1 protein-coding gene is annotated in these 468 nt (G+C 60.5%); it reads left to right on the top strand.

The window, feature by feature from the left end; translation table 11 throughout:
* Nucleotides 1-55: 55 nt before the first annotated feature.
* Nucleotides 56-468, top strand: a 413-nt coding sequence (locus ACYPYD_RS22355; RefSeq protein WP_459665612.1) for a MarR family winged helix-turn-helix transcriptional regulator, incomplete at its 3' end; no start/stop codon positions are given.

Genomic DNA, 468 nt, shown 5'->3' with positions numbered 1-468 from the left:
TTTGGAAGTATCTTGCATCTTGGCGGAAAGCCGCAGGAAAGCTAGCTGTCAGGGCATGGACAGCGACCTCACCCCGGTGGCACTTTCGGCACTGAGAAAAATTCTCGACGCGGCGGATCTGGAGAACCGAAAGATGGCCGCTGCGACCGGGCTGACCTCGTCGCAGGCGCTGGTGTTGCGGCAGATCGGCTCCGCGCAAGGAATGACTCCCAGCGCCGTCGCCGCCGCGCTTCGGTTCGGACAGGCGACGATAACCAATATCGTCGATAAGCTGGTTGCGGCCGGCCTCGTCACCCGCACTCGCAGCGACAACGACAAACGCCAAATCCTTGTCCAGGTGACTAAGGAAGGCCGTCAACGACTGAGCGACCTGCCGTTTCCTTTGCAGATGCGTTTTGGTCGGGGTTTCGACCAATTGCCGCGATGGGAACAGGCAATGATCCTTGCCACGCTCGAACGGATCGGGGC

The organism is Novosphingobium sp. 11B (assembly GCF_054589055.1).
This window is presented reverse-complemented; position numbering and strand designations above follow the sequence as displayed.